Raw genomic sequence first — 21586 nt, forward strand, 5'->3', positions numbered from 1 at the left:
ACATGGATGATGCGAAACTAGACGCTCTTGGCCAGACGATCGTGGCCGCGCTTCCCGGCGCGGCGCTCGGGCATTCGGTTGCATTCAATCAGCTCGCGATCTCGGTCGATCTTGCAAAGATCGTGGACGTCGTCCGCGTGCTGAAGACCGATCCGCGCTTCCGCTTCGTGAACGTCACCGACGTGACGGCGGTGGACTATCCGGGCCGCGAGAACCGCTTCGATGTGATCTATCACTTCATGTCGCCGGTGCTGAACACGCGGCTGCGTCTGCGCGGCGAGGCGAACGAGACCACGCAGGTGCCGTCGATCATCTCGGTGTTTCCGGGCGCGGACTGGTTCGAACGCGAGACCTACGATCTGTACGGTGTGATCTTCATCGGCCATCCCGACATGCGACGCCTGCTGACCGACTACGGTTTCGACGGTCATCCGTTGCGCAAGGACTTCCCGCTGACCGGCTTCGTCGAGGTCCGCTACGACGACGCCGAGAAGCGCGTTGTCTACGAGCCGGTCCGACTTAATCAGGAATTCCGCAAGTTCGACTTCCTCTCGCCATGGGAAGGCGCGGACTACGCGCTGCCGGGCGATGAGAAGGCCGCTGCGCCCGCGTCGGCGCCAGCACCAAAGGCAGGTGGCTGATGACCGACGTTCTGAACGCCGAAGCTACCGGCGAGCGCAATTTCACCATCAACTTCGGGCCGCAGCATCCGGCCGCGCACGGCGTGCTGCGTCTGGTGCTTGAGCTTGACGGCGAAGTCGTCGAGCGCGTCGATCCGCATATCGGTCTGCTTCATCGCGGCACCGAAAAGCTGATCGAGCAGAAGACCTATCTTCAGGCGATTCCGTATTTCGACCGGCTCGACTACGTCGCGCCGATGAATCAGGAGCATGCATTCTGCCTCGCGGCGGAAAAGCTGCTCGGCATCACCGTGCCGCGCCGCGGCCAGCTGATCCGCGTGCTGTATTCCGAGATCGGCCGCATCCTGTCGCATCTGCTGAACGTGACCACGCAGGCGATGGACGTCGGCGCGCTGACACCGCCGCTCTGGGGTTTCGAAGAGCGCGAAAAGCTGATGGTGTTCTATGAGCGCGCCTCCGGCTCGCGCATGCACGCGGCGTTCTTCCGCGTCGGCGGTGTGCATCAGGACCTGCCGCCTGCGCTGATCAACGACATCGACGCGTGGTGCGATCCGTTCCTCAAGGTCGTCGACGATCTCGAAACGCTGCTCACCGACAACCGCATCTTCAAGCAGCGCAACGTCGATATCGGCGTGGTGACACTCGATCAGGCGTGGGAGTGGGGCTTCTCCGGCGTGATGGTGCGCGGCTCGGGCGCGGCATGGGATCTGCGCAAGTCGCAGCCTTACGAATGTTACGCCGAGATGGATTTCGATATTCCGATCGGCAAGAACGGCGACTGCTACGATCGCTACTGCATCCGCATGGAAGAAATGCGCCAGTCGGTGCGCATCATGAAGCAGTGCATCGAGAAGCTGCGCGCGCCCGAGGGGCAGGGGCCGGTTGTCGTCGAGGACAACAAGATCGCGCCGCCGCGCCGCAGCGAGATGAAGCGCTCGATGGAAGCGCTCATCCACCACTTCAAGCTCTATACCGAAGGCGTTCACGTCCCCGCCGGCGAAGTCTACGCCGCGGTCGAAGCGCCGAAGGGCGAGTTCGGCGTGTTTCTGGTCGCCGACGGCACCAACAAGCCGTACAAGTGCAAGATCCGTGCGCCGGGCTTCGCACACCTTCAGGCAATGGACTTCATCTGCAAGGGCCATCTGCTGGCGGACGTCTCGGCCATTCTCGGTTCGCTCGACATCGTGTTCGGCGAGGTGGACCGCTGATGGCGCAGCAGCCGATCATCTTCGATCGTACCACCGGTGAAATGACCGGTGCGACGCCGTGGGAGCGCAGCATCGGCTTTGCGCTGCTCGCAGGATCGAAGGTCGGCGCGTACATTTCCCATCGCGGTTACAACAGCGCGGCCAATCTGCTGAAGACGCTGTTTCTTCCCGAGCGCGACATCAATGTCATGCTCAATCCGGACGCTGCGTTCTCATTCCCATACGGCGACGGCTACTGGAGCAAGCTGCTCAACCGCACCTTCAAGTACGAGGACGAGCTTGAACTGTTCCTGCTCGACTCCAAGGACGTCAACTATACGCTGATCGATTGCGGCGCGAACTACGGTTACTGGTCGGTTATGGTGTCCAGCCAGCGTTTCGGCTCGCGCCCGTCGATCGCGATGGAGCCGTCGTCGCGGAATTATCCACGGCTGGCGCACAATGCGAAGATCAACAACGGCCGGTTCGAGGCGATCAACGCCGCCATCGGCTCCGCACGCGGCACGGCGCGCCTGTCGGGCGACCGTCACGAGGCGTTCAGCATCGCAGGCGGTCCCGATGCGGGCGGCGAAGAGGTGCAGGTGCTTGCACTCGATAACCTGATCGAGGATGGCAAGATCCCGGCGCAGGGCAAATACATCATCAAGCTCGACGTCGAAGGCGTCGAGATCGATGCCATGAAGGGCGGCAAGCGGATTCTGGAGACGGATTCGGTCGTGGTCTGCGAGGAACACGGCAACGATCCGACCCACAGCGTGTCGCGCTACATTCTCGAGCAGACGCCGATGAAGGCAATCATCCACGATCCGGCAACGGATCGCTTCGAAGCGCTGACCCAGTTGTCCACGCTCGACCGCATCAAGGTCGCCTCGCACGTTGGCTATAACGTGTTCGCGACCTCGAGCGCGTTCTGGGAGCAGCGTATCTACAGCATGAATTCAGGCAACGCGCGCCGCGCCATGACGCAATGAGATTTGACGCAACAAGACTTGGCGCAATGAAAGATCGAAAGACTTAAACGATGGCCGTCCGCCGTTTGGCTCCGAAAGAGGTGCAGCCCGCAAGCTTCGCGTTCAGCGCGGAGAATCTGGCGTGGGCGAAAGCCCAGATCGAGAAATACCCGCCGGGCCGTCAGCAGTCCGCGGTGATCCCGATCCTGTGGCGTGTGCAGGAACAGCATGACGGCTGGGTGTCCGAGGTTGCGATCCGTGCGGTCGCCGACCTGCTGGACATGCCCTACATCCGCGTGCTGGAAATCGCCACGTTCTACACGATGTTCCAGCTCGAGCCGGTCGGCAAGAAGGCGCATGTGCAGGTTTGCGGCACGACGCCGTGCATGCTGCGCGGCGCGAAAGACCTGATCGAGGTCTGCAAGAACCGTATCCATCACGATCCGTTCCACGTATCGGCCGACGGCAACTTCTCGTGGGAAGAGGTCGAGTGCCTCGGCGCCTGCGTGAATGCGCCGATGGTGATGATCTGGAAGGACACCTATGAGGATCTGACGCCGGATAGTCTGAACAGAGTGCTCGACGGCTTCGAGACCGGCAATCCGCCCAAGCCCGGCCCGCAGATCGATCGCCAGTTCGCGGCACCGGTCGCCGGTCTGACCTCGCTAAACGGCGAAGCGGCGAGTTCTCCGAAGGGAGACAAGTCATGACCGGCGCCACAATTCGTTACATCGCGCTTCACGCGGCCTGCGCTGCCGTCTTCATCTTCTTTCTGAATTTCTACATTCTGAAAACCGAACTCCAGTCCGCCGTGTTCTGGGCGATCGGCTTTGGTGCGATGGCGGGCGGGCTCGCCTATCAGCAATCGAAGCGCTCGGGGTCTTAAGGTAGCGATCATGCTCGACGACAAGGACCGCATCTTCCGCAATCTCTACGGGCTCGACGACTGGGGCCTGGAGGGCGCGCGCCGCCGTGGCGCATGGGACGGCACCAAGGCGATCATCGACCGGGGCCGCGACTGGATCGTCGCCGAAATGAAGGCGTCAGGCCTGCGCGGGCGCGGCGGGGCGGGCTTCCCGACCGGCATGAAATGGTCGTTCATGCCGAAGGACAACGCCGACGGACGTCCGAGCTATCTCGTCGTCAACGCCGACGAGTCCGAGCCGGGCACCTGCAAGGATCGCGAGATCATGCGGCACGATCCGCATCTGCTGGTGGAAGGCTGCCTGATTGCCAGCGCCGCGATGGGCGCGCATGTCGCTTACATCTATGTGCGCGGCGAGTTCATCCGAGAGCGCGAGCATCTGCAGGCGGCGGTCGATCAGGCCTATGAGGCGAAGCTGATCGGCAAGGACAACGTTCACGGTTATCCGTTCGATCTTTACGTTCACCACGGCGCCGGCGCGTACATCTGCGGCGAGGAAACCGCGCTGCTCGAAAGCCTCGAAGGCAAGAAGGGTCAACCGCGCCTGAAGCCGCCGTTCCCGGCCAACGTCGGTCTTTATGGTTGCCCGACCACCGTGAACAACGTCGAGTCGATCGCGGTCGCGCCGGACATCCTGCGCCGGGGCGCGGCGTGGTTCGCCGCCATCGGCCGTCCGAACAATGTCGGCACCAAGCTTTACGGCATCTCCGGTCACGTCAATACGCCGTGCGTCGTCGAAGACGCCATGAGCATTCCGTTCAGGGAACTTATCGAGAAGCACGGCGGCGGCATTCGCGGCGGCTGGGACAATCTGCTGGCGATCATTCCCGGCGGCGCATCGTGCCCGCTGATCCCGGCGGCGGATTGCCAGGATCTGATCATGGATTTCGACGGCACCCGCGCAGTGAAGTCGAGCTTCGGCACCGCCGGCGTCATCGTGATGGACAAGTCGACGGACGTGGTCGCGGCCATCGCGCGCATTTCCTACTTCTTCAAGCATGAGAGCTGCGGCCAGTGCACGCCGTGCCGTGAAGGCACTGGCTGGATGTGGCGCGTGCTGTCGCGCATGGTCGAAGGCCGCGCCCACAAGCGCGAGATCGACATGTTGCTGGAAGTCACCAAGCAGGTCGAAGGCCACACCATCTGCGCGCTCGGCGACGCGGCGGCTTGGCCGATCCAGGGTCTGATCCGCGCCTTCCGTCCGGAGATCGAACGGCGCATTGACGATTTCACGCGCAAGTCGACCATCGATGACGTCGGCGTTCTCGATCCGATCAACATGGTCGCGGCGGAGTAATGGCGATGACCAAAATTCTCGTCGACGGAAAAGAAATTGACGTTCCTGCCGAGTACACGCTGCTGCAGGCGTGCGAGGCGGCGGGCGCCGAGATTCCGCGCTTCTGCTACCACGAGCGGCTGTCGATCGCCGGCAACTGCCGCATGTGTCTCGTTGAGGTCGCCGGTTCGCCGAAGCCGGTCGCAAGCTGCGCCTGGGCCGTGCGCGACTGTCGCCCGGGTCCGAACGGCGAACTGCCGGCGGTCAAGACCAAATCGCCGATGGTGAAGAAGGCACGCGAAGGCGTGATGGAATTCCTGCTGATCAACCATCCGCTCGATTGCCCGATCTGCGATCAGGGCGGCGAGTGCGATCTCCAGGATCAGGCGATGGGTTACGGCGTCGACACCAGCCGTTTCATGGAGAACAAGCGCGCGGTCGAGGACAAGTACATCGGCGCGCTGGTGAAGACCTCGATGAACCGCTGCATCCAGTGCACGCGCTGCGTCCGCTTCACCACTGAAGTTTGCGGCGTGCCGGAACTGGGCCTGACCGGCCGCGGCGAGGACGTCGAGATCACGACGTATCTCCAGAGTGCGCTGACGTCCGAACTGCAGGGCAACCTCGTCGACATCTGCCCGGTCGGTGCGCTGACCTCGAAGCCATACGCATTTGCCGCGCGTCCGTGGGAACTGGGCAAGACCCAGTCCATCGACGTGATGGATGCGATTGGCTCCGCGATCCGCGTCGATACACGCGGCCGCGAAGTGATGCGCATTCTGCCGCGCGTCAATGAAAACGTGAACGAGGAGTGGATCTCCGACAAGACGCGCCACATCGTCGACGGTCTGCGCACGCAGCGCCTGGATCGGCCGTACATTCGCGAGAACGGCAAACTGCGCGCAGCGAGCTGGACCGAGGCTTTCGCGACCATCGCCAAGGCGGTTGCGCGCTCCGACGGCCGTCGCACCGGCGCAATCGCCGGTGACCTCGCCGCGGTCGAGGAGATGTTCGCGCTCAAGGAACTGCTCACCTCATTCGGGTCGGCGAATTTCGCCACCCAGGACGGCGGTGGGTTCGATCCGAAGGCGGGCCGCGCGTCGTACATCTTCAATCCGACTATCGCAGGAATCGAACAGGCGGACGCGCTGCTGATCGTCGGTTCCAACCCGCGCAAGGAAGCGGCTGTTCTCAACGCACGCATCCGCAAGCGCTGGCGCACGGGCGCGCTCAAGATCGGCGTGATCGGCGACAGCGCCGACCTGACCTATGATTACGAGCATCTCGGCGCGGGCACCGATACGCTGAGCGACCTCGCTGCCGGCAAGCATTCCTTCGCCGATGTCCTGAAGGGCGCGAAGCATCCGATCGTGCTGGTGGGCGCGGGCGTTGCCGCCCGTCACGATGGCGCAGCGGTGCTGTCGCAGGCGGCCAAGCTCGCCGTCGATCTCGGCGCGCTGAAGGACGGCTGGAACGGATTTGCGGTGCTTCATAATGCTGCCTCGCGGGTCGGTGCGCTCGACATCGGCTTCACGCCGGGGGCGGGCGGCCTGAGCGTCGCGCAGATGACCGCGTTCGGCACGCTCGATGTGCTGTTCTCGCTCGGCGCAGACGATGTCAGCCCGGCGGATGGCACCTTCGTGGTTTACATCGGCACGCACGGCGACAAGGGCGCACACCGCGCCGACGTGATCCTGCCGGGTGCCGCCTATACCGAGAAGGCCGGTCTTTACGTCAACACCGAAGGCCGGGTGCAGATGGCCAACCGCGCCGCGTTCCCGCCGGGCGACGCGCGCGAGGACTGGGCGATCATCCGCGCGCTGTCCGATGTTCTCGGCAAGAAGCTGCCGTTCGACTCGCTCGGGCAACTGCGTCAGGCGATCTTCAAGGCCGCACCGCACCTGATGCGGATCGACCAGATCGAGGCGGGCGATGCGGCAGGCGTGAAAGCGCTTGCGGCGCGCGGCGGCTCGGTCGAGAAGGGCGCCTTCAAGAGCCCGGTCGAGGACTTCTACCTGACCAATCCCATTGCGCGGGCATCCGCAGTGATGGCCGAATGTTCCAAGCTCGCCTCCGGGCAGATTCTAACGGCGGCGGAGTGAGCGTGACCCGATGACCGAATTCTTCGCAAGCGAGTTATGGACAGGCTATCTGTGGCCGATCATCATCATGGTCGCGCAGAGCCTGCTGCTGCTCGTGCTATTGCTGGTTGCCATCGCTTACATTCTGCTGGCCGACCGCAAGATCTGGGCGGCGGTGCAGATCCGCCGCGGCCCCAACGTGGTGGGTCCATGGGGTCTGCTGCAATCCTTCGCGGACCTTCTGAAGTTCGTGCTGAAGGAGCCGACCATTCCGGACGGCGCGAACAAGGCCGTGTTCCTTCTTGCGCCGCTGGTGACCTGCGTGCTGGCGCTGGCTGCGTGGGCGGTGATCCCCGTCAATCTCAACTGGGTGATCGCCGACATCAATGTCGGCATTCTCTACATCTTCGCGATCTCGTCGCTGTCGATCTACGGCATCATCATGGCCGGCTGGGCGTCGAACTCGAAGTATCCGTTTCTTGCCGCGCTTCGCTCCGCAGCCCAGATGGTGTCCTACGAAGTCTCCATCGGCTTCGTCATCATCACCGTGCTGCTGTGCGTCGGTTCGCTGAACCTGACGGCGGTGGTCGCGGCGCAGGACACCAAGCTCGGCATTCTCGGCTGGTACTGGCTGCCGCTGTTCCCGATGTTCGTGATTTTCTACGTCTCGGCGCTGGCGGAAACCAATCGTCCGCCGTTCGATCTGGTGGAAGCGGAATCCGAACTGGTCGCGGGCTTCATGACCGAATACGGCTCGACGCCTTATCTGCTGTTCATGCTCGGCGAATACGTCGCGATCTGCACCATGTGTGCGCTGGCGACGATCCTGTTCCTCGGCGGCTGGCTGTCGCCGATCCCGTTCGCGCCGTTCACCTGGGTGCCGGGCGTGATCTGGTTCGTGCTGAAGCTGTTCTTCATGTTCTTCCTGATCGCGATGGCGAAGGCGATCGTGCCGCGCTACCGCTACGACCAGCTGATGCGGCTGGGCTGGAAGGTCTTCCTGCCGTTGTCGCTGGCGATGGTCGTCATCGTCGCCGGTGTCCTGCAATTCGCGAACCTGGCGCCGAAGTGAGGGCATCATGGGCATAGCATCCACAGCCAATTCGCTCCTGCTGAAAGAGTTCGTCTCGGCGTTCGTTCTCGCCATGCGCTACTTCTTCAAACCGAAGCCGACGCTGAACTACCCCTTCGAGAAGGGGCCGATCTCGCCGCGCTTCCGTGGTGAGCATGCGCTGCGCCGTTATCCGAACGGCGAGGAACGCTGCATCGCCTGCAAGCTGTGCGAAGCGATCTGTCCGGCGCAGGCCATTACCATCGAAGCCGGTCCGCGCCGCAATGACGGCACGCGCCGCACGGTGCGCTATGACATTGACATGGTGAAGTGCATCTATTGCGGGCTTTGCCAGGAGGCATGTCCGGTCGATGCCATCGTCGAGGGCCCGAATTTCGAATTCGCGACGGAAACGCGCGAGGAGCTTTATTATGACAAGGCGAGACTGCTCGCCAACGGCGACCGGTGGGAGCGCGAGATTGCGAAGAACATCGAACTCGACGCGCCGTACCGGTGAGGTGAGGGTATGATCGGTCCCGCGCTCTTTTTCTATCTCTTTGCTGGCGTCTGCGTGGCGTCGGCGATCATGGTTGTGACTTCGCGCAACCCTGTGCACTCCGTGCTGTTCCTGATCCTTGCGTTCGTGAACGCGGCGGGACTGTTCATGCTGCTCGGCGCGGAATTCCTCGCGATGATCCTGATCGTGGTCTACGTCGGCGCGGTCGCGGTGCTGTTCCTGTTCGTCATTATGATGCTGGACGTGGACTTCGCCGAACTCCGGCAGGGCTTCATCGAGTATCTGCCGGTCGGCCTGCTGATCGGCGCGGTGTTCCTCGCCGAACTGCTTCTTGTGGCGCTTGGCTGGGCGATCAACCCAACGATCTCGAAGGCGATCACGTCTCCGATCCCCGGCGGGGTCACCAACACAGAGGCGCTCGGCCTCGTGCTGTACACGAAGTATCTGCCTTACTTCCAACTGGCGGGTCTGGTGCTGCTGGTCGCCATGATCGGCGCCATCGTGCTCACGCTGCGGCACAAGCCGAGCGTGAAGCGGCAGGACATCAACGCACAGAACGCGCGCACCAAGGCTGCTGCGATGGATGTGCGCAAGGTCGCGCCGGGGCAGGGACTTCAGGACGCGGACTCCGGGGAGTGGGTGCGATGACAATCGGTCTCGGTCACTATCTCGCGGTCGCCGCTATCCTGTTCACGATCGGCATTCTCGGCATCTTCCTGAACCGGAAGAACGTCATTGTCATCCTGATGTCGATCGAACTCATTCTGCTTGCCGTGAACATCAACCTGGTGGCGTTCTCGTCGTTCCTCGGCGACATCGTGGGGCAGGTGTTCGCGCTTCTGGTGCTGACGGTTGCCGCGGCTGAAGCGGCGATCGGGCTTGCCGTACTGGTGGTGTTCTTCCGGAATCGCGGTTCGATCGCGGTCGAAGACATCAATCTGATGAAGGGTTAACGCATGATCCCGAAAAGCATGCCCTCGGGCAACGACCCGGCGGGTGGACACCGGTTTTCGGACCAGATCATGCGTCTTGAGAGAATCGCGCCATGATTCAGGCTATTGTTTTCCTGCCGCTGATCGGCGCGCTCATTGCGGGCGCGGTGGCGCTGTTGGGCGCCCATGCACGCAATCCGAGCGGCGACGAGATGGATCACGCCCATGGTCATGACGGGCACGGCGCAACTCACGCTCACGCGGCCCATGACGATCACGGACACGGCGACCACGGGCATGACGATCATGGTCCGGTCGAACCGCCGGCGGCCGGCTCACGCACCGCCGAGATCGTCACGACCGCGCTGCTGCTGATTTCCGCCGCGCTGTCATGGATGACGCTGGTCGATGTCGGGTTCCTGCATCACGACGCGCGCGCTCAGCTTTTCACCTGGATCGGCTCGGGTGATCTCGTCGTCAACTGGGCGCTGCGCGTCGATACGCTGACCGCAGTGATGCTGGTGGTGGTCACCTCGGTGTCGTCGCTCGTGCACCTGTATTCGATCGGCTACATGAACGAGGACCCGAACCGTCCGCGGTTCATGGCCTATCTGTCGCTGTTTACCTTCATGATGCTCATGTTGGTAACCGCCGACAACCTCGTGCAGATGTTCTTCGGCTGGGAAGGCGTGGGCCTGGCAAGCTACCTGCTGATCGGTTTCTGGTTCCAGAAGCCGTCGGCCAATGCCGCCGCCATCAAGGCGTTCGTGGTCAACCGCGTCGGCGACTTCGGCTTCCTGCTCGGTATCTTCGCGATCTTCATGATGGTCGGCTCGGTCGATTTCGACACGATCTTCGCCGCGGCCCCCGGCCTGACAGGCAAGACCATTCACTTCTTCGCCTGGAACGTCGATGCGCTCACGCTGATCTGCCTGTTCCTGTTCATGGGCGCGATGGGCAAGTCCGCGCAGTTCCTGCTGCACACCTGGTTGCCGGACGCCATGGAAGGCCCGACGCCGGTGTCGGCGCTGATCCACGCCGCGACCATGGTCACCGCCGGCGTGTTCATGGTGGCGCGCCTGTCGCCGCTGTTCGAACTCGCTCCGAACGCGCAGGCCGCCGTGATGCTGGTCGGCGCGACCACTGCGCTGTTCGCCGCCACCATCGGCCTCGTGCAGAACGACATCAAACGCATCGTTGCTTATTCGACCTGTTCGCAGCTCGGCTACATGTTCGTGGCCATGGGAGCAGGGGCCTATTCGGTCGGCATGTTCCACCTGTTCACCCACGCCTTCTTCAAGGCGTTGCTGTTCCTGGGATCGGGCTCGGTGATCGTCGCGATGCATCACGAGCAGGACATCCGCAACATGGGTGGCCTGAAGGACAAGATCCCGTTCACCTACATCACCATGGTGATCGGCACGCTGGCGCTGACGGGCTTCCCGCTGACGGCCGGTTATTTCTCCAAGGACGCGATCATCGAGTCCGCCTTCGTGGCGCACAATCCGTTCGCTCTTTACGGCTTTCTCTGCACCGTGATCGCCGCGGGCCTCACCTCCTTCTATTCATGGCGCCTGATCTTCAAGACGTTCCATGGCGAGCCGCACGACCAGAAGCACTACGAGGCCGCGCACGAGAGCCCGTACACCATGCTGATCCCGCTCGCGGTGCTGGCGGTGGGCTCGATCCTCGCGGGCTTCCCGTTCAAGGAACTGTTCGCGGGCCACGGCATTCATGAATTCTTCCGCGAGTCGCTGAAGATGAATCCGAAGATCATCGAGGAGATGCATCATATTCCGGCGACGATTGCGTTCCTGCCGACGGTGATGATGGTGGTCGGCTTCTTCGTGTCGTGGCTGTTCTATATCCGCAAGCCCTATCTGCCGGTCGAACTCGCGAACCAGCATCCGGGCCTGTACCGTTTCCTGCTCAACAAGTGGTACTTCGACGAGCTGTATGACTTCTTATTCGTGCGGCCGGCCAAGTGGCTGGGGCGCTTCCTGTGGAAGAAGGGCGACGGCTTCATCATCGACGGGTTCGGTCCTGACGGCGTATCCGCGCGCGTGCTCGATGTCACGCGCAACGTCGTCCGGCTCCAGACCGGCTATCTCTATCACTATGCATTCGCGATGCTGATCGGCGTGGCCGGTCTCATCACGTGGTTTATCTTCGGTCTCGGGGGCCAATGATGACAACCTGGCCCATTCTTTCCGTCGTCACGTTCCTGCCGATCGTCGGCGCGATCCTGATTTACCTCAGCCGCGGTGACGACGAAGCCGCGCGCGGCAATGCGCGCTGGATCGCGCTGTGGACCACGATCATCACTTTCGCGGTGTCGCTCATTCTGGTGATGCGGTTCGATCCGTCGAATCCCGGCTTCCAGTTCGTCGAGAAGGCGCCGTGGCTCGCCAACACCATCACCTATCACATGGGCGTCGACGGCATTTCGCTGCCGTTCGTGATCCTGACCACGGCGCTGATGCCGTTCTGCATCCTGGCAAGCTGGAAGTCGGTCACGCTGCGCGTGCGCGAATACATGATGGCGTTTCTGTTCCTCGAAACGCTGATGGTCGGTACGTTCTCCGCGCTCGATCTCGTGCTGTTCTATCTGTTCTTCGAAGGCGGCCTTATCCCGATGTTCCTCATCATCGGCGTCTGGGGCGGCCCGCGCCGGGTCTATGCCAGCTTCAAGTTCTTCCTCTACACGCTGCTCGGCTCGGTGCTGATGCTGCTCGCCATCATGGCGCTGTATCTGAACGCCGGGACCACCGACATCCCGACGCTGATGAACACCGCCGTGCCGCGCAGCCTCCAGACATGGGCGTGGCTGGCGTTCTTCGCCTCGTTCGCAGTGAAGATGCCGATGTGGCCGGTGCACACCTGGCTGCCGGACGCACACGTCGAAGCACCGACCGCGGGCTCCGTCGTGCTGGCGGCGATTCTCCTGAAGATGGGCGGCTACGGCTTCCTGCGTTTCTCGTTGCCGATGTTCCCGCTGGCGTCACATGACTTTGCGCCGCTGGTCTTCACGCTGTCTGCGATTGCGATCGTCTACACATCGCTGGTCGCGCTGATGCAGGAAGACATCAAGAAGCTGATTGCTTACTCGTCCGTCGCTCACATGGGCTTCGTCACCATGGGCATTTTCGCGGGCACCATGCAGGGCGTCGCCGGCGGCGTGTTCCAGATGGTGTCGCACGGCATCGTCTCGGGCGCGCTGTTCCTCTGTGTCGGCGTGGTCTACGACCGGCTGCACACCCGCGAGATTGCCGCCTATGGTGGCCTCGTGAACCGGATGCCGCTCTATGCCTTCGTGTTCATGGTCTTCACCATGGCGAACGTCGGTCTGCCGGGCACATCGGGATTCGTCGGCGAGTTCATGACCCTGATCGGCACGTTCAAGGTCAGCATTCCGACTGCGACGGTGGCCGCGCTGGGCGTGATCCTGTCGGCGGCCTATGCGCTGTGGCTTTATCGCAAGGTGGTGTTCGGCCTGCTCGACAAGCCGTCGCTCGCCAGCATCAAGGATCTGACGCTGCGGGAAGGGATTATTCTCGCGCCGCTGGTCATTCTCACCATTCTCTTTGGCGTGTACCCGAAGCCGGTCCTCGATATGTCGGCGGCCTCGGTGCAGCAGCTCGTCACGAACTACAACACCGCCATCACCGCCGTGAAAGCGGCGGCGCTGGTTCAGTAACGGGACACCCGGTCGATGACTTTCGCAGGATATTCGCTGCTTCCCGTACTGCCGGAACTGGTGCTGGCCGCTGGCGCCATGGCGCTCCTGATGCTCGGCGCGTTTCGCGGACCGCAGACGACGTCGCTGGTAACCGGCATCGCTGTGGTTTTGCTCGTTGTGACGGGCGGTCTCGAACTGTGGCTGCCGGCTGGCAAGCTGACCACCTTCGGCGGCAGTTTCATCGTCGACGACTATGCGCGGTTCCTGAAAATCCTGGCGTTGATCGGCTCCGGCGTCACGCTGATCCTGTCGCGTGCGTACCTCGCCGAGCAGGCGAAGATTTTCGAGTATGCGATCCTGGTGATGCTCTCCACCACCGGCATGATGGTGCTGATCTCCGCCGGCGACCTGATCATGCTCTATCTCGGCCTCGAGCTGATGAGCCTTGCGCTTTACGTCGTGGCCGCAAGCCATCGCGACGACACCAAATCGACGGAAGCGGGCCTGAAGTATTTCGTGCTCGGCGCGCTGTCGTCCGGCATGCTGCTGTACGGCGCGTCGCTGATTTACGGTTTCACGGGCACCGTGAGCTTCGCAGGCATCGCCGCGGAAGCGAAGAGCGGCAACATCGGCCTGGTGTTCGGACTGGTGTTCCTGCTGGCAGGTCTCTGCTTCAAGGTCTCCGCGGTGCCGTTCCACATGTGGACGCCGGACGTCTATGAAGGCGCACCGACGCCTGTCACCGCGTTCTTTGCGTCCGCGCCGAAGGTCGCCGCGCTCGCCGTGTTCACCCGCGTGGCGCTGACGGCGTTCCCCGGAATCGTGCCGCAGTGGCAGCAGATCGTGGTGTTCGTCTCCATCGCATCGATGGCGCTGGGCTCGTTCGCGGCCATCGGCCAGAAGAACATCAAGCGCCTGATGGCCTATTCGTCCATCGGCCACATGGGCTTTGCGCTGGTCGGTCTCGCTGCCGGAACGCAGCAGGGCGCGCAGGGGGTGCTGGTCTATATCGCGATCTATGTCGCCATGACGCTCGGCACCTTCGCCATCATCCTGGCCATGAAGCGCAATGGCCGGGCGGTCGAAACCATCAGCGATTTCGCGGGCCTGTCACGGACCAACCCGATGCTGGCGTTCTTCTTTGCGATGTTACTGTTCTCGCTGGCTGGCATTCCGCCGCTCGCCGGCTTCTTCGCGAAGTTCTATGTGTTCCTGGCTGCGATCAAGGCGGGGCTGTTTACGCTCGCGGTGATCGGCGTGGTGACCAGCGTGGTGGGCGCGTTCTACTATCTCACCATCGTCAAGGTGATGTACTTCGACGAGCCGAAGGAAGGGATGGAGCCGATGCGTATCGAGCTTCGGGTGGTGCTGGCTGTCGCCGGCATCTTCAACCTGCTGTTCTTCGTCTATCCCGCGCCGCTGGTGAATGCTGCCACGGTGGCCGCGAAGTCGCTGTTTTAATGGCGTTCGCGCTCGGTCCACGGGCCAGAGCCCAGAACTATCGCGTTGAGGCGTTCGACAGCATTGGTTCGACCAATGCCGAGGCGCTCGAGCGGGCTAGGGCAGGCGAGCGCGGGCCTCTCTGGCTGGTGACAGATCTGCAAACCGCCGGACGTGGCCGCCGCCAGCGCGAATGGGTTTCTCCGCGGGGAAACCTTGCCGCGACCATTCTTGAATCGGTTGATGTTCAGCCACCTGTCGCCGCGACGCTGGGATTTGCTGCCGGGCTCGCGCTCGAAGCTGCCTTGCAGACGATGAGCATGGAATACCGGATGCGATCAGGGGCGTCCGTCCAGTTTCTGCTGAAATGGCCGAACGATGTTCTGGCAAACGGCAAAAAGCTGTCCGGCATCCTGCTCGAAGCCGAAACCTTTGGGCGCGATCTGTGCGTCGCCGTCGGCATGGGAACCAACGTAATCTCCGCGCCGGAAGGGACGCCGTATCCGGCAACCTCGCTGGCGGCGCTCGGCATCACTGCGGGGGCCGGGGACCTGTTCATGGCGCTGTCCGATGCATGGGCCGAGTTTCGCGGCATCTGGGACAACGGCCGGGGCTTCGGTGAAATCCGCAGCCGTTGGCTGGATCGCGCGGCCGGGCTCGGCGAGGCGGTCTCGATCCAGTCGAGCGGAACAAGCGTCGAGGGTATCTTCGAAACCATCGACGAGACCGGATGCCTGATCATCGCCGGCCATGACGGCAAGCGCACGCCCATCGCCGCCGGCGATGTCCATTTCGGATCCGCCAAATCGTCTGGAGCAGCCTGATATGTCGCGACCTGACGAACTCACATTCGCGCCGCTCGGCGGTATCGGCGAGATCGGCATGAACCTGTCGATCTACGGCCTCGGCAAGGGACAGCAGCGAAGCTGGCTCGCCATCGACCTCGGCGTGTCGTTCGGCAACGAGGAACACCTGCCGGGCATCGATGTGGTGATGCCGGACATTCGCTTCCTGGTGAAGGAGCGGAAGAATCTGGTCGGGCTGGTTCTGACCCACGCCCATGAGGATCATTTCGGCGCGATTATCGATCTGTGGCCGCAACTGAAATGCCCGATCTATGCGACCCAGTTCAGCGCGGCGCTGTTCGAGGCCAAATGCGCCAGCGAGCGCAATCCGCCGAAGATTCCTGTCACCGTGATTCCGTCGGGCGGCACCGTCCAGATCGGTCCGTTCAGCGTGGAATTCATTCCGGTGGCGCATTCGATTCCGGAGTCACACGCGCTGGCGATCCGCACGTCCGCCGGAACCGTGCTGCACACCGGCGACTGGAAGATCGATCCGACGCCGATCATCGGCAAACCGACCGACGAGAAGCGGCTGCGCGAGCTTGGTGATGAGGGCGTCATGGCGCTGATCGGCGACTCGACCAACGCGGTGCGCGAAGGCCGCTCGCCGTCGGAGCGGGAAGTCGCGAAGAACATCACCGAACTGGTGAAGGCAGCGAAGGGGCGCGTCGCGGTGACGACGTTCGCGTCCAACGTGGCACGGCTGCGCGCCGTTGCGGACGCTGCGAAGGCAGCCGACCGCGAGGTCGTCGTGGTCGGGCGCGCGATGGAGCGGGTGGTGCAGGTCGCACGCGAAACCGGCTATCTCGACGGCGTGCAGGCGTTTCGCAGCGCCGACTACTATGGAAACTTTCCGCCGGACAAGGTGCTGGCGCTGTGCACCGGCAGCCAAGGCGAGCCGCGCGCCGCGCTGGCCCGCATTGCCAACGACGATCATCCGCAGGTAACGCTGAACAAGGGCGATACCGTGATCTTTTCGTCGCGGACCATTCCCGGCAACGAGAAGGCCGTGGGTGCGATCATCAATGGTCTGATCATGCAGGGCGTCGAGGTCATCACCGACCGGACTCACATGGTGCATGTCTCCGGCCATCCGAGGCGCGACGAACTGCGCGACATGATCTCGTGGGTGCGCCCGCAGCTGCTGATCCCGGCGCATGGCGAGGCGCTGCATTTATCCGAGCATGCCAAGCTCGCCCGCGAGTGCGGCGTGCCGAAGGTGCTGATTTGCAAGAACGGCGATCTGGTGCGCTTGGGTCCGGGCGATCCGGCGATCATCGAGGAGCTGCCGAGCGGGCGGATCTACAAGGACGGTAACATTCTTGAAGCGGAAAAGGCCCGCGCCGTGATCGAGCGGCGGCGGCTGGCATTTGCCGGCTGCGCCTTCGTCGCCATCGCGGTCACCGACAAGGGCGATCTGGCCGACGATCCCGAGGTTGATCTCGTCGGCATTCCGGAAAAGAATAAGGCAGGCGAGGTCATCGCGGACGAGGTGTTCGACCTCGTTGTTTCCACAGTGGAGAACCTCCCGCGCGCGCGGCGCCGCGATCCCGATGCGATTTCCGAATCCGTGCGGCGCGCGGTCCGCTCCGAAATCAACGACCAGTGGGGCAAGAAGCCGCTTTGCGTCGTGCACGTGCTGATGGTTTGATTTCCGTTCGATAGTCAGGAGCAAGACATGCTGGGCCGTCTCAATCACGTGGCGATTGCGGTGAAGGATGCCGAGAAAGCAGCCAAGATCTATGGCACGGCCTTCGGCGCGGAAATTTCCGGCGCGGTGCCGCTGCCCGAGCATGGCGTCATCACCGTGTTCGCGACGCTGCCCAACACCAAGATCGAATTCATCCAGCCGCTCGGCGAGGATTCGCCGATCGCGAAGTTTGTCGAGCGTAATCCCGATGGCGGCATCCACCATATCTGCTACGAGGTGCCGGAGATCATCGCCGCGCGCGACACGCTGATCGCGGAGGGGGCTCGCGTGCTGGGCGACGGCAATCCGAAGATCGGCGCGCACGGCAAGCCGGTGCTGTTCCTGCATCCGAAGGACTTCTCCGGCGCGCTCGTCGAAATCGAACAGTCTTGAGAAACTAGATGGTCTATTCGATCTCAACCGCGTTCGCGATCTACTTCGTGCTCTGGTGGGTGGTGCTGTTCGCAGTGCTGCCGTTCGGCGTGCGCAGCCAGATGGAGAACGGTGAGGAGATCGCCGGCACCGATCCCGGCGCGCCCAGCGTGGCGCGGATGGGACGCAAGCTGCTGTGGACCACGGCGATCTCGGCAGTGATTTTCGCGATCGGGATGTGGGCCTTCAGGGCCGGTTACCTGAATATCGAGCGCCTGTCGCAGCTCATGGGCATTCCGCTTTAGCGGCGCGGTTCGCGAAGCGAACCGTGAGGCACGAGGCCTGCGCTACCGGCGATATAATTCATCCCGATCGATTGTGATTCCGGGGTACGGCGTTCGCGCACAGACGATCAAACATGCGCGAAAGAAAAAAGAGCAGGGCCTAAGCCCTGCTCCAAAAATTGTGTCGACCCTATTTTCCCCGAAAAAGTTGGATTTATCCTTGGTTAGACGGGGCGACGCTGCTTATGCGCGTCAGGGGCTCCTCCCGAGACTTGGACCACCAGACGATGCGACGAATAGCCGTATCGCGCTGACGCGTTTTTGTAGCGGAAGGATTCTGACTTGTCACGTTTTTCAGCACTAAATGTCTACTTTTGCGGCAGTGCACAATTTACAGATTCAAGTCGAAAACGAGTCGTTTGGCGGCGTTTTTGCCTCGCTCGCGCTGAGCGAATGAAAAATGGTGGACGACTACCATCGCATATCGCGCGCTGCCACCGGGTCAGTGCTTGTGCGCCGAATCGTGGTCCATCATGACCAGGCCTTCAAATTTCGAAAACTGAGCTCGTTGTTTTGGATCGAGCGCCGCTTCTGCATTGGCGAGATCGCGCTCAAGACGCAAAGCGTCTTCGGCGGGCACACCGGCCTTGATCATTGCGCCTTGATTTTTGATTTCATCACCGGTGCAGAGAACGATACGCCATTCGTTGTGTCTGCTGTGCAGCAAGGCACGACCGCCCATCTCACCCTGGGACCAGTCGGCAATAGCGTGATTGCCGGACATCACAACAGGACCGACCGTCAGCCTCGCGTCAGGTTTGTCGAACATGTGGTGCAGCATGGCTGAGATCGCAGTTTCCTGCGGTCCCGCGCTTGCGTTGCCGGACACCACGGCCAGCCCGAGCAACAGCAAAAATCCTATGAGACGTACTTGCATCGAAGAATATCCACCGCGTGCTTCGTGAAACATTTCTTCCCGGCGATTACTCACCGCCGGGAAGCGCTTTGTCCGCCCCAGATGGCTACCATCGCACCTTCATGCCGGCATACACCGCGCGGCCGGTGCCGGGCTCAAACAACGCGGACGTGGCGTTTGCGTTTCGCGCAATGCTAGTACTCGCGATATACGCTGTGTTCGCGATGTTGCGTGCCTCGAGATACATTGAGTACTTGCCGTCATCGACGCCAGCTTTCAGGCCCCAGATCGCGTAAGTCTGCGTGGTGAACGAGTTGGCGTTATCCACGTAATAGGCCTGCGGAACCCATTCGATATTCGGCCCGATGTAGAAGCCGTTGGCATGCTTGTAGAGCGCTTCGGCGCGCAGGAAGTGACGCGGCGCGCCAGGAAGCTGGTTGTTGCCGAACACCGGATCGTTGTCGAAGCGGAAGTCGTTGTAGGTGTAGGAGAGGTTGATCCACACCTTGTCCGCGTCAGGCGTGAAGACATTCTTGAGCACCGCGACACCGAGGCCAGCCTCGATCCCCTGATGGACCGTGCGGTCGGCATTGACCACGTTGCACTGTCCCGGCGCGCCATACATGCATTGCAGTTCGTTCTTGATCTCTGCGCGATAGCCGGTGAGTTCCCAAGTCAGATCGGGACGTCTGCCGCGTGTCCCGATCTCGTAGGTCGTCGCCGTCTGTGGCTGGATCAAGTAAAACGGAATCGCGGGAGCAGCCGAGCTTTCGCCGAAACTCGGCACTTCGGCGCTGCGCGAAATATTGGCGAAGGCTTGCCATGTCGGATCGATATCCCAGAGCAGTCCGGCTTTTGGACTCCACAGGTTGAACTCCGTCGAGCCACTCGATGTCGCACCGAACCGGGCCGTGCGATCGCGCGTCGCGTACAGGAACTGGGTGCCGCCGATGGCAGCGACGTTCGGCAGGAAGTAGAACGAGTTCTCCACATAAGCGGAGGTATTCTTCGACTTGTCGAGCGATGACGACAGCAGCGCACCTTTGTAGCCGCCGATGTTCTGATACTGCTTGTTGTCGATCTCGCCGTTGACGACGTTGACGCCCGCCACCAGCCGGTTGCGGAAGCCGCCGATGACCCGGTCGTCGGTGACTTTGCCGAAGCCGCCGTAGTCTTTGTACTGATAGTCCAGCCACTGGAAGATCGGATGCATCAGGTGGCGGTCCACCGCGAAAGCGCCGAACTCCACCGTGGTCGCACCGAACCGGACCGTCGTCTTGTTAGCCAGACGCCCGCTGTCGATGTTGCGCTGCTGGTCGTTGATGACGTTGCCGGCTGCCGCAGTCTCGGGCGATGTGAGCGCGGATGCCCTCGTTACCGAGCCCGGAATGCGCTGCCGGATGTCATTGGCGTTGATATAGAAGCGCGTCTCGAAATCCGGCGAGAACTGATAGCCGATATTGCCGCTGGCGCGGGTCGAGTGGCCGTAGCTGTGATCGCGGAATCCTTCGGCGCTCTGGTTCGATGCGGTGAAGAACGCGTCCCACGGACCGTTCGCGCCACCGACGCTGCCCTGGAAGCGGCGATAGCCGAACGAGCCCATGTCGATCCCGGCGCTGTTGACGCCAAAATCGCGGCCGGTCGGCGTCACGAAATTGATCGCGCCGCCGAGCGAGTTCGCGCCGAACTGCAAGGCGTTCGCGCCCTTGTAGACCTCGACATACTTGTAGGCGGTCGGGTCGATTTCCTGGAAGTCGCCATAGCCGTCGGACGTGTTGATCGGAATGCCGTCCATGTACAGCTGGATGCCGCGCAGATGGAAATTGCGCGACAGGCCCGAGCCGCGAATGGAAAGCCGGGTGTCGTCGCCCCATTTCGGCTGTGCGAACACGCCGGGCACGTAGCCGAGGATGTCCTTGATGGTGCTGGCGACAGAGTTGTTCTTGTACTCTTCCGCCGCAACGACGGCGACGCCGCCGGGTGTCTGCTGGATGTCCTGACGCGCCTGATCCGCAGTCTTTACGCCGAGCGGTGCGGGTGCAGCGGTGGGCGCGGTTGAGGCTGAACCGGACTGAACCGGTGCCGGCGTTGCGACGCGGTTCCTAACCGGACGCGGCTGTCGTTCGGTTTGCACCACAACAGGCGGAAGTTCCTGAGGCGCGGTTTGCGCGTGGGCGAGCGGGATCGTTGAGACGGTCGCGGCGGACGCCAGCAGGATGCTGCGCGCCCGTATGGAAACGGAAAACATGGGTTTAAGTCCCACCAATGATGTTGACGATTGAACGGATGCGCGAAAGCGCCAGGTCGTCAGCTCAGGTGGGGAGGGCCGCGGGGCTGGTGATCGCTCTGCGCGAAGCGGACAGCGACAGGGTCGTTGGGCGCAGGTTCGAACAGAACGCGCAGCGCGATGCGGATCGCCAGCGCAGGGGTCTGCGGCGGCTGGTCAGCCGTTGCCACGGCACTCGACAGGCACAGCGGGCAGCGGACGATCGGCTTGGCGGGATCGCTGTTGCCGTCGGCGTCGGGAATCGCTGAACTGCCGTTGAGGCAGAGTTCGTGGAGGGCGTTGAACTTGAGCGGCGAGATCGAGGCCAGCAGGGCGCTGGTCAGCATCACGTTGAAGACAAGCGCATAGACCGCGACAAACGCAGCCCATCGTCCTATCGATCTGATCCGTGTTGCAGCCATATGAAACCCCATCAGGCTGTTACCATGGGGGGCGGGAACCGCAAATCCCCCAAAAGCCACACCCATGCTTCCTCTTGTGTTTTGCCATTTG

Annotated in this window: 21 protein-coding genes; 18 read left to right on the plus strand and 3 right to left on the minus strand. The window is 62.4% G+C overall.

The window, feature by feature from the left end; all coding sequences use genetic code 11:
- Positions 1-2: 2 nt before the first annotated feature.
- The 18 genes from I554_RS0102205 to I554_RS0102290 all read left to right on the plus strand — a co-directional run bounded on the left by I554_RS0102205 (position 3) and on the right by I554_RS0102290 (position 17912).
- A complete protein-coding gene (locus I554_RS0102205; RefSeq protein WP_024575289.1) occupies positions 3-641 on the plus strand; it encodes an NADH-quinone oxidoreductase subunit C in 639 nt (212 codons plus the stop codon).
- Positions 641-1849 (plus strand): NADH-quinone oxidoreductase subunit D, encoded by a 1209-nt coding sequence (locus I554_RS0102210; protein ID WP_029659784.1) that lies wholly within the window; start codon positions 641-643, stop codon positions 1847-1849. Before I554_RS0102205 ends, I554_RS0102210 begins: the two co-directional genes overlap by 1 nt.
- Positions 1849-2820, plus strand: a complete 972-nt coding sequence (locus tag I554_RS0102215) for an FkbM family methyltransferase (protein ID WP_024575291.1) — start codon at positions 1849-1851, stop codon at positions 2818-2820. Before I554_RS0102210 ends, I554_RS0102215 begins: the two co-directional genes overlap by 1 nt.
- A gap of 50 nt (positions 2821-2870) precedes the next feature.
- The gene (nuoE, locus tag I554_RS0102220; RefSeq protein WP_024575292.1) at positions 2871-3509 is read left to right on the plus strand and encodes an NADH-quinone oxidoreductase subunit NuoE; all 639 of its coding nucleotides are present in this window, start codon (positions 2871-2873) and stop codon (positions 3507-3509) included.
- Positions 3506-3685, plus strand: a complete 180-nt coding sequence (locus tag I554_RS0102225; protein ID WP_024575293.1) for a hypothetical protein — start codon at positions 3506-3508, stop codon at positions 3683-3685. The genes nuoE and I554_RS0102225 overlap by 4 nt, the downstream gene beginning before the upstream one ends.
- Positions 3686-3695: 10 nt before the next feature.
- The gene (nuoF, locus tag I554_RS0102230) at positions 3696-5021 is read left to right on the plus strand and encodes an NADH-quinone oxidoreductase subunit NuoF (protein WP_024575294.1); all 1326 of its coding nucleotides are present in this window, start codon (positions 3696-3698) and stop codon (positions 5019-5021) included.
- A gap of 5 nt (positions 5022-5026) precedes the next feature.
- Complete coding sequence (gene nuoG / locus I554_RS0102235) at positions 5027-7102, plus strand: NADH-quinone oxidoreductase subunit NuoG (RefSeq protein WP_024575295.1); 2076 nt, start codon at positions 5027-5029, stop codon at positions 7100-7102.
- A gap of 10 nt (positions 7103-7112) precedes the next feature.
- On the plus strand, positions 7113-8153 hold the full coding sequence (gene nuoH / locus I554_RS0102240) for an NADH-quinone oxidoreductase subunit NuoH (RefSeq protein WP_024575296.1): 1041 nt from the start codon (positions 7113-7115) through the stop codon (positions 8151-8153).
- A gap of 7 nt (positions 8154-8160) precedes the next feature.
- The gene (nuoI, locus tag I554_RS0102245; protein ID WP_002711590.1) at positions 8161-8649 is read left to right on the plus strand and encodes an NADH-quinone oxidoreductase subunit NuoI; all 489 of its coding nucleotides are present in this window, start codon (positions 8161-8163) and stop codon (positions 8647-8649) included.
- Positions 8650-8658: 9 nt separating this feature from the next.
- Positions 8659-9297, plus strand: a complete 639-nt coding sequence (locus I554_RS0102250; RefSeq protein ID WP_024575297.1) for an NADH-quinone oxidoreductase subunit J — start codon at positions 8659-8661, stop codon at positions 9295-9297.
- Positions 9294-9602 carry an NADH-quinone oxidoreductase subunit NuoK gene (gene nuoK / locus I554_RS0102255; RefSeq protein ID WP_024575298.1) on the plus strand — a complete coding sequence of 103 codons (309 nt, stop codon included), beginning with the start codon at positions 9294-9296 and terminating at the stop codon, positions 9600-9602. The genes I554_RS0102250 and nuoK overlap by 4 nt, the downstream gene beginning before the upstream one ends.
- A gap of 92 nt (positions 9603-9694) precedes the next feature.
- A complete protein-coding gene (gene nuoL / locus I554_RS0102260; protein ID WP_024575299.1) occupies positions 9695-11770 on the plus strand; it encodes an NADH-quinone oxidoreductase subunit L in 2076 nt (691 codons plus the stop codon).
- Positions 11770-13278 (plus strand): NADH-quinone oxidoreductase subunit M, encoded by a 1509-nt coding sequence (locus I554_RS0102265; protein WP_024575300.1) that lies wholly within the window; start codon positions 11770-11772, stop codon positions 13276-13278. Before nuoL ends, I554_RS0102265 begins: the two co-directional genes overlap by 1 nt.
- Positions 13279-13293: 15 nt before the next feature.
- Positions 13294-14721: an NADH-quinone oxidoreductase subunit NuoN gene (gene nuoN, locus I554_RS0102270; protein WP_024575301.1), complete on the plus strand. Its 1428-nt coding sequence runs from the start codon at positions 13294-13296 to the stop codon at positions 14719-14721.
- Positions 14721-15524, plus strand: a complete 804-nt coding sequence (locus I554_RS0102275) for a biotin--[acetyl-CoA-carboxylase] ligase (protein ID WP_024575302.1) — start codon at positions 14721-14723, stop codon at positions 15522-15524. Before nuoN ends, I554_RS0102275 begins: the two co-directional genes overlap by 1 nt.
- Before the next feature lies 1 nt (position 15525).
- Positions 15526-17196 (plus strand): ribonuclease J, encoded by a 1671-nt coding sequence (locus I554_RS0102280; protein WP_024575303.1) that lies wholly within the window; start codon positions 15526-15528, stop codon positions 17194-17196.
- A gap of 27 nt (positions 17197-17223) precedes the next feature.
- Positions 17224-17628, plus strand: coding sequence for a methylmalonyl-CoA epimerase (mce, locus tag I554_RS0102285; protein WP_024575304.1), 405 nt, complete (start codon positions 17224-17226; stop codon positions 17626-17628).
- Positions 17629-17636: 8 nt separating this feature from the next.
- The gene (locus tag I554_RS0102290; protein ID WP_024575305.1) at positions 17637-17912 is read left to right on the plus strand and encodes a DUF1467 family protein; all 276 of its coding nucleotides are present in this window, start codon (positions 17637-17639) and stop codon (positions 17910-17912) included.
- Between the two features lie 481 nt (positions 17913-18393).
- Here I554_RS0102290 and I554_RS0102295 read toward each other — a convergent pair whose 3' ends face one another.
- From I554_RS0102295 to I554_RS0102305, 3 genes are read right to left on the minus strand one after another with little or no spacing between them, the layout of a single operon-like run.
- Positions 18394-18861 (minus strand): copper uptake system-associated protein, encoded by a 468-nt coding sequence (locus I554_RS0102295; protein WP_244432702.1) that lies wholly within the window; start codon positions 18859-18861, stop codon positions 18394-18396.
- Between the two features lie 52 nt (positions 18862-18913).
- The gene (locus I554_RS0102300; protein ID WP_024575307.1) at positions 18914-21055 is read right to left on the minus strand and encodes a TonB-dependent receptor; all 2142 of its coding nucleotides are present in this window, start codon (positions 21053-21055) and stop codon (positions 18914-18916) included.
- 59 nt (positions 21056-21114) lie between these two features.
- Entirely contained in the window at positions 21115-21495 is a 381-nt protein-coding gene (locus I554_RS0102305) for a hypothetical protein (protein ID WP_024575308.1), read from the minus strand.
- Between the last annotated feature and the right edge of the window lie 91 nt (positions 21496-21586).

It is taken from the genome of Afipia sp. OHSU_II-C1, from assembly GCF_000497575.1.
Classification (GTDB): domain Bacteria; phylum Pseudomonadota; class Alphaproteobacteria; order Rhizobiales; family Xanthobacteraceae; genus Afipia.